We start from the raw sequence: 7749 nt of genomic DNA, 5'->3' as shown, positions 1-7749 counted from the left end.
GCTCGACCCGGCCCGCCCCTGCCCCGCCGGCTTGGTCGCATGGAACGGTTCGGAGGCGGCGACGCGATTCGCGGTGTATCGCAACAACGTGGTCGTGTCGCTGGTCGATGCGCTGGCGGACACCTTTCCGGTGACACTCGCGACGGTCGGCGAGGCGTTCTTCCGCGCAATGGCGCGCGAGTTCGTCTTCGCGCATCCGCCGCGCTCGCCGCTGCTGACCTTCTACGGCCGCGGCCTTGCCGATTTCGTCGCGGCCTTCGCGCCCGCCGCCAACGTGCCGTGGCTGGCCGACCTCGCGCGGCTGGAGATGCTGCGCGTCGAGGCATATCACGCGGCCGATGCCGATCCCTTGCCCGCCGAGGCAATCGCCGCCCTGCTCGGCGAGCCCGAACGCCTGCCTGCGCTGCGCTTGCGCTGCCATCCCTCGTCCGCGATCCTGCGGTCGTCGTGGGCGGTGCATTCGCTGTGGGCCGCACACCGGGACGAGCGCGATCCGGCCGAGGTCGATCCCTGCCGGCCGGAAGCCGTGCTGTTCGTGCGCAACGGCCTGGATGTCGCGACGGAAAGGCTGCCGCAAGCGGCCGCAGCCTTCATCAGGTCACTGATGCAGGGTGAAAATCTGGCGACGGCTGCGCAAGCCGGGCAATCCGACGATGGCGGGTTCGACCTCGCCGGAGCCTTCGCAATGCTGCTGCACTGGCAACTCGTCGTCGCTGTCGATTCCGAAATCCGGAGAACGAAATCATGAGCACCATTCCTGATGCCCTGCCGCACCTGCACGGGCGGATCGCCCCGCATGTCCTGCTGCGTCGCGCGATCGCGCTGCTGTCGCGCATTCCCGATTCGCTGATCGCCTTCATCGCGCGCTTCTCGATCGCCGCGGTGTTCTGGAAATCGGGCCAGACGAAGATCGAGGGGCTGGCGATCGACCTCGTGAGCGGTGAGTTCCGGCTCGGCGTGCCGCAGCTGTCCGACGACGCGCTGTATCTGTTCCGCGAGGAGTACCGCCTGCCGCTGATCCCGCCGGAGGTCGCGGCGCCGGCGGCGGCCGTGGCCGAGCACGTCTTTCCGCTGCTGCTCCTCCTCGGCCTGGCGACGCGCCTGAGCGCCGCCGCGCTGCTCGCGATGACGCTGACGATCCAGCTCTTCGTCTACCCGGACGCCTATCCGACCCACGGCGTGTGGGCGGCGGTGCTGCTGTACCTGATGGCGCACGGCCCGGGCCGCGTCTCGCTGGATCACTGGATCGCGCGGCACTGCGGCGGGCACTGAGAGCGGCGCAACGGCTACTCGTCCTTCGCGTCGCGCCCTTTCGCGTAGGCGCGCATGGCGTCGCGCAGGAGCTTCATCTGCTCGCCGAAGTTACGGCAGCCCGAGCACATCGCGACGTGCATGCGCAGCAGCGCCCGCTCCTTGAACGTCAGTTCGCGCTCCTGGGCCTCCGAATGCAGGCGCGTCGCTTCGCGGCAGTTCAGCATGCTCGCTCTCCGTCGAGGAACCAGCGGTTTTCGAGGCATTCGCGCAGGCGCACGCGGGCCCGGTAAAGCATCACATTGAGGTTGCTCACACTCACTCCGACCGCCGCACAGATCTCGTCCGATTCGAGTTCGACGAACTCGCGCATCATGAACACTCGGGCCTGCCTGCCCGGGAGATGGTCGAGGCAGGCATCGAAAACCTGCCAGAACTGGCTCTCGCGCAGCGATTCATGCGGATTGCCCCACGCGGCGGGGCGTTCGTCGGCGTGCCAATGGCCGCTGCGGTCGAACAGCACAGCGAAGTCCTCGCCTTCCTCGTCCTCGTGCAGCAGGCTGGAGGCATCCACGAGTCGCATGCGCTGGCGCAGGAGGTCCGCGATCTTGTGCTTGAGGATCGAGAACACCCAGGTCTTCAGCGCGGCCCGGCCGGAAAACGAGTCCGCGTTGCGCAGTGCGCCGACCAGGGCCTCCTGCACTGCATCCTCGGCGAGTTGTGCGTCGGACAGCTGGAGCGCAGCGAACCTGAGCATCTGGCGGCGCAGTGCGGCGAGAAAGGATTCGTCGTGCAAGGCGCCGCCGGGTGGCAGGTTCGCATTGTCCCCGATCGACGTCGTTCCGCTCATGGGAGGCTCTCCCGCATCACGCTTGGTAAAGCCCGGCGAGCGGGCCGCCTATTAACGATAGCGTACGCCGCGGGGTGCCGCCACGGCCGCCGCGAACATCCCTACGACATGAAATAGGTAACTTTGTGTGACAATATTGCGAATACGCCTTAGGTTATAGCCTTACGAACGGATGCAACCAGCGATGCCTTCAAGAAGACTCCTTGTCCCGCTGCTCGCGGCTGCCCTGTGCGCAGCCGGAGCACTCGCCGCCCCCGCTGCATCGGCCGGCGAGCAGGCCTACAAGGCGGTGGCCGCGGTGCGCAAGCTGATCACCTCGGGCCAGATCCCTGCGGGCAGCCGGCTCACCCTGGGGTTCAAGCAGGGGAACGTCAATGCCTTCCTCGGCAACGACCTGGCGCTGCAGAAGGAGTGGGAGAGCCTGACTGGTATCGTGCTCGACGTGCACATCGTGCCGCAACAGCCGATCAGGGAGACGCTGCGCAGCATGCCCGACATCGACATCGTCGTGGCGCGCAACCACGAGTATCCGGATCTCCTGGCGGACGGACTGATCACCGAGATCGGGCCGTTCATGGCCGAATACGGCTACCGCTTCGACGACAACGGCAGCGACGGGTACATCCGTCCGGAACTGCAGTCGAAGGTCGGCGAGCGCAGCGTCGCCATTCCGGCCGACGGCGACGTGGTGCTGCTGTACCTGCGCCGCGACCTGATGGAAAACGAGCAGGAGCAGGCAGCCTTTCGCAAGCTCCACGGGCGTGCACTCGCGGCGCCGAAGACCTGGTCGGAGTACGAGGACCTGGTGCGCTTCTTCCATCGTCCGGCGCAGGGCCTGTACGGAGTGGCCGAGGAGCGCGACGAGGAAGGCGCCTGGATGTTCTGGATGCCGCGCTTCCTGTCCTCCGCCGCGCCGCACGCGGAGCTGTTCGACGAGCAGATGCGGCCGCGCCTCAACACCCCGGGCGCCATCGCCGCAACCGAAAACTACGTCGCACTGGTGAAATACTCGCCGCCCGGCATCACCGATCCGGGCCGCAACTACAACTTCACGCTGCCGCAGTTTGCCCAGGGCAAGGCCTTCGCGACGATGAACACCATCGCCGGCGCACGCATGTTCAACTCCGAAGGCTCTGCGGTGCAAGGCAAGTTCGCGGCGGTCCCGCTGCCCGGCACACGCGCGGACAACCGCATCGTGCGTCAGAACACGCTGATCTACGGCAACAACCTCGTGATCCCGCAGTCGGCGCGCAATGCGCGCCTCGCCTTCCTGTACGCGATGTGGCTGACCGACCCCGACGTATCGACACGTTCGATCGGCGTGGCGGGCGGGTTTGCCGACCCGTATCGCTGGAACCACCTGCGCGACGCGCGCATCCGCAAGATCTACACGCCGGACGCACTCGACACCTTCAGCGGGGAATGGGCCGTGACGCGGCCGGCCGGCACCGGACTGCGCGGCGACGCGCAGTATCTCGCCGCGCTCGACCGCAACCTGACCGCCGCCGCTCGCGGCGAGATCGGGGCGCAGGAGGCGATGAGCCGCACGAGCAGCGAGTGGGAACAGATCACCGAGAAGCTCGGCCGCACCGAGCAGGTCCGGCAGTGGGCGGAATTCCGCCGCCAGTTCGGTAGCCGACAATGAATCACATGCACACCCCTTCCCCGGTGGTTGACATGCCGGTCCGGCGGAGCCCCTTCCGCCAGTCGCTGCTGGTGCGGCTGTCCATGATGTTCGCCCTCGGGGGGCTGCTCGTGGTGGCCATCCTGCTGATCGGCAACCGCGTGCTCGAGGATGCGAAGCAGCGCCTCGAAGATACCGTCATCCGCCAGGTGCAGCCGCTCGCCGCGACCCACCGCCTGCAGACGCGCAGCAACGAGCTGCGCACGCTGGAGCTCGAACTGCCCACGGTGCGCGACGTGTTCGCCCTACCGCAATACGCCGAACGCATGCAGGTGGAAATCGAGGCGATGACCGCCGAACTGACGCCCTTCCTCGCCGTGCTCGCGTCCTCGCGCCCGGACGATGCGCGGCGGCTGGAAAGGCACTGGGCGAGCTACCGCGGCGACCTGCAGGAAGTCATCCGGCTCGCGGGGAAGATGGATCTCGCCGCGGCAGAGGCGATCACCAGCACGCGCACGCGCACGGCGCACGCGGCAATCTCGTCGATCCTGCGCGAACTGGTCGGCGCAACCGAGCAGGCCGCCACCGAAGCCTACCGGCAGGCGCGCGACGAGCAGCAGCGGCAGCAGCGCTTCTTCCTCATCCTGTCGCTGGGCGGCTTCCTGTTCCTCGCCGCGGGGCTGGTCATTTTCGCGCGCTCGCTGTCGCGCCGGCTGCGCACGGTGCGCGATGCCGCGACGCGGCTGGCCGCGGGCGAGCATCGCGCGCCGATCGCCATCTCCGGCAACGACGAGATCAGCGACCTTGGCCAGGCGTTCAACGCCATGCAGGAGATCGTCGTATCGCGCGAACGCAGCCTGCGCGCCGCCCAGGAGGAGCTCGAGGATCGGGTGGCGCAGCGCACGCAGGCGCTGGCGACGGCCAATGCCCGGCTGTGGATGCTGTCGCAGGCGGTCGAGCAGAACCCCATCGGCGTGCTGATCGCGAGCGCGGACCGAAGCGTGGAATATGCCAATGCCGCCTATGTGCGCGTCACCGGTCGTCCGGCAGACGCCCGGCTGGCGAGTTCGCTGCCGGAGGCGGCCGACCCGGAACGCAGCCGGGAGGTCGACGCGGCATTCCGCGCAGCCCTGCTGGCCGCACGGGACTGGGATGGCGAGCGCCGCAGCCGCCGCCCCGATGGCAGCGAATACTGGGAACACGTGCGCCTCGTCGCGATGCGCACCGAGCAGGGCCGACCGGAGCACCTCCTGCTGATGCGCGAGGACATCACCGAACGGCGCACCCAGGAGGAGAAGGTCGCCTACCAGGCCTATTACGACGGCCTCACGGCGCTGCCGAACCGCACGCTGGCGCTCGACCGCCTGCAGCAGGCAACCGGGCGCGCGACCCGCGAGGGCACGATGTGCGCCGTGATGTTCATTGATCTGGACAACTTCAAGCAGATCAACGACACGCTCGGCCACGTCGCCGGCGACGAGCTGCTGTGCCAGGCGTCCGTGCGTCTGCGCTCGGTGATCCGGGCCGAGGACACCGTCGCGCGTCTGGGCGGGGACGAATTCCTCATCATCCTCGGCGTCGCGCAGGCGAGCGATGCCGACGCAGTCGCCACCAAGATCATCCAGGCCTTCGCTCCGCCCTTCCAGATCGAGGGGCGCGAGTTCGCGGCCTCGCCCAGCATCGGCGTATCGCTGTTCCCCGACGACGGCAATGATCCGTCCGTGCTGCTGCGCAATGCCGACCTGGCGATGTACGAAGCGAAGGATGCGGGGCGCAATACCTTCCGTTTCTTCAACCAGAAGATCCACGACGACTCGGTCGCGCGCATGGAGATGGAGCGCGAGCTGCGCGGAGCGCTGGAGCGCGGCGAACTGCAGGTGCATTTCCAGCCGCTGGTAGCGGCGCGCGACGGCCGCCTGGTGGGCGCCGAGGCGCTGCTGCGCTGGACTCACCCGTTGCTCGGGCGTGTGCCGCCCGACCGCTTCATCCCCATCGCCGAACAGAGCGGACTGATCGTGAGCATCGGCAACTGGGTGCTGGATCAGGCCTGTACCCACGCGGCGCGCTGGCGCGAGGCCTGCGGCGGCGAGTTCGTGATCGCGGTGAACGTCTCGCCGCGCCAGTTCGCCACGCCCGGCCTCGTCGACACCATCCGGGCCTGCGTCGAACGCCATGCGATTCCGCGCAACCAGCTCGAAATCGAGGTCACCGAAGGGCTGCTGATCCGCAATCCGGGGGAGGTACGCGAGGCGATGCTGGCGCTGGAGGCGATCGGCGTCACCGTCGCACTCGACGACTTCGGCACCGGCTACTCGTCGCTGAGCTACCTGCGCGCCTTCCCCTTCCACACGATCAAGATCGACCGCAGCTTCATCCGCGACCTCTCCGAGGACGCCGAAGACTGTGCGCTGGTCGTCGCCGCCATCCGCATGGCGCGCGCGCTGGGTCTGCGCGTGGTCGCCGAGGGGGTCGAGACCGAGGTCCAGTCGCGCTTCCTCACCCTCCAGGAATCTGACGTCCTGCAGGGATATCTTTTCGGTCCGCCGATTCCGCCTGAAGATTTTGTCGCTGATTGGGTGCACAATCCTACTCGCAAGGCATTCTCTTCATGAGAGGACATGGGCAAGGACGGCGGAACGAGACCGGGCAGACCGGGAGCTGACGACAAGTCGCGCGGGCGGAGGGAGCTGATCGCAGCAACCGACGCACGCTTGGGCATGTTTGTCGTCGAGCTCGACCGCCCATGGGTCGGCACCCCCTTCCTGCTGCAGGGCTTCCTGATCGACGACGACAGGACGCTCGAACAGCTGCGCGAATGCTGCCGCTTCATCTACATCGACCGCAGCCGCTCGGTCGGCGAGCACTACGCCCCCCCGCAGGACGATGCCGGGGCCCCGCACGCGGGCCGTGGGGCGCAACGCCAGGCGGTGACGGATGCCGGACCGGGCGCCAGCGGCAACCAGCTGAGCTTTCTGGAAGCGCTCGCACTCGTGCGCAAGGGCGGCCTGGACGCGGCCGCAGCGCGCCGGCTCGCAGGCGATGCGGTCGGCGACCGGCCCGAAACCCACTCCGTGGAGCGGGAACTGGTGCGCGCGTCGCCCGTGATGGCGGAGGCCGAAGCGGTGTTCGAGCAAGTCATCGCGGACGTGCGCGAGAACCGCAAGCCGGACATCGCCCAGGTGACGGAGTGCGTCGACGACATGCTGCAGAGCGTCAAGCGCAACCCCGACGCGCTGCTGTGGCTGATCCGGCTCAAGAAGTACGACCGCTACAGCTACCACCACGCGCTCGACGTCACCGTGCACCTGATGGTCTTCGCCCACAGCATGGGCTTTTCCGAGGACGGCGCGACCGTGCTGGGCGTCGCCGGCATGATGCAGGACGTAGGCAAGCTCCGCCTTCCTGAACGCGTGCTGCAGAAGGCCGGCCGCCTGAGCCGCATCGAAATGGAGATCGCCAAGTCGCACGTCGAGTTCTCGACGCAGATCATCCTGCAGGAACCGAATCCGACTCCGGGCCTGGTCGAGATCGTCAGCCGGCACCACGAACGCATCGACGGCTCGGGCTACCCCGCCGGACTGCGCGACGGGGCCATCGGCCTGCGCGCCGAGATGGCCGGCCTCGTCGACACCTTCTGCGCGATGACGAGCAAGCGCGCCTACGACGAGCCGCTGAGCACGCAGCGTGCGCTCGAGGCGCTGGGCCGGCAGCGCGACGTCAAGTTCTCGGCCAACGTCGTCGATGGGTTCATCCAGTGCATCGGCCTGTATCCCGCCGGAACGCTGGTCGAACTCAATTCCGGCGAAGTCGCCGTCGTCATCGCACAGAACCGCGTGCGGCGCCTGCAGCCGCGGGTGCTGGTGCTGCTGTGCTCCGACAAGACGCCGAACAATCATCCGCCGACACTGGACCTGCTCTACTCGCCGCTGACACCGACCGGCGAACCGTACCGGATCCTGCGCGCACTGCCCACCGGCGCCTATGGCATCGACCCGTCGGAGTTCTACCTATCCTGACCGCGACC

Annotated in this window: 7 protein-coding genes; 5 read left to right on the top strand and 2 right to left on the bottom strand. The window is 67.9% G+C overall.

Going from position 1 to position 7749, the window contains the following annotated elements; genetic code table 11:
• Both GPA27_RS27435 and GPA27_RS27430 read left to right on the top strand, forming a co-directional pair.
• Positions 1–748 (top strand): HvfC/BufC N-terminal domain-containing protein (locus GPA27_RS27435; RefSeq protein WP_169143587.1); only part of this gene is annotated, 748 nt, incomplete at its 5' end.
• Complete coding sequence (locus GPA27_RS27430; protein ID WP_169143586.1) at positions 745–1272, top strand: DoxX family protein; 528 nt, start codon at positions 745–747, stop codon at positions 1270–1272. The genes GPA27_RS27435 and GPA27_RS27430, both read left to right, overlap by 4 nt.
• 14 nt (positions 1273–1286) lie before the next feature.
• Here GPA27_RS27430 and GPA27_RS27425 read toward each other — a convergent pair whose 3' ends face one another.
• On the bottom strand, positions 1287–1478 hold the full coding sequence (locus tag GPA27_RS27425) for a zf-HC2 domain-containing protein (RefSeq protein WP_169143585.1): 192 nt from the start codon (positions 1476–1478) through the stop codon (positions 1287–1289).
• Complete coding sequence (locus tag GPA27_RS27420; protein WP_169143584.1) at positions 1472–2101, bottom strand: RNA polymerase factor sigma-70; 630 nt, start codon at positions 2099–2101, stop codon at positions 1472–1474. Before GPA27_RS27420 ends, GPA27_RS27425 begins: the two co-directional genes overlap by 7 nt.
• Before the next feature lie 184 nt (positions 2102–2285).
• On the opposite strand from GPA27_RS27420, the gene GPA27_RS27415 reads away from it, so the two are divergent.
• Genes GPA27_RS27415 through GPA27_RS27405 form a run of 3 tightly spaced genes read left to right on the top strand, consistent with a single transcriptional unit; the run spans position 2286 to position 7741 of the window.
• A complete protein-coding gene (locus tag GPA27_RS27415; RefSeq protein WP_169143583.1) occupies positions 2286–3746 on the top strand; it encodes an ABC transporter substrate-binding protein in 1461 nt (486 codons plus the stop codon).
• Between the two features lie 32 nt (positions 3747–3778).
• Positions 3779–6337 carry an EAL domain-containing protein gene (locus tag GPA27_RS27410; RefSeq protein ID WP_169143582.1) on the top strand — a complete coding sequence of 853 codons (2559 nt, stop codon included), beginning with the start codon at positions 3779–3781 and terminating at the stop codon, positions 6335–6337.
• A gap of 6 nt (positions 6338–6343) precedes the next feature.
• On the top strand, positions 6344–7741 hold the full coding sequence (locus tag GPA27_RS27405; protein ID WP_169143581.1) for a cyclic di-GMP phosphodiesterase: 1398 nt from the start codon (positions 6344–6346) through the stop codon (positions 7739–7741).
• The last annotated feature ends 8 nt before the right edge of the window (positions 7742–7749 follow it).

The organism is Aromatoleum toluolicum (assembly GCF_012911005.2).
GTDB lineage: Bacteria > Pseudomonadota > Gammaproteobacteria > Burkholderiales > Rhodocyclaceae > Aromatoleum > Aromatoleum toluolicum.
The sequence above is the reverse complement of the archived record's forward strand: the minus strand, read 5'-3'. Positions and strand labels throughout refer to the sequence as shown.

Coding starts and splice junctions, on each gene's coding strand:
- GPA27_RS27430 (WP_169143586.1), top strand. CDS start 745: ATGAGCACCATTCCTGATGCCCTGCCGCACCTGCACGGGCGGATCGCC.
- GPA27_RS27415 (WP_169143583.1), top strand. CDS start 2,286: ATGCCTTCAAGAAGACTCCTTGTCCCGCTGCTCGCGGCTGCCCTGTGC.
- GPA27_RS27420 (WP_169143584.1), bottom strand. CDS start 2,101: ATGAGCGGAACGACGTCGATCGGGGACAATGCGAACCTGCCACCCGGC.
- GPA27_RS27425 (WP_169143585.1), bottom strand. CDS start 1,478: ATGCTGAACTGCCGCGAAGCGACGCGCCTGCATTCGGAGGCCCAGGAG.
- GPA27_RS27405 (WP_169143581.1), top strand. CDS start 6,344: ATGGGCAAGGACGGCGGAACGAGACCGGGCAGACCGGGAGCTGACGAC.
- GPA27_RS27410 (WP_169143582.1), top strand. CDS start 3,779: ATGCCGGTCCGGCGGAGCCCCTTCCGCCAGTCGCTGCTGGTGCGGCTG.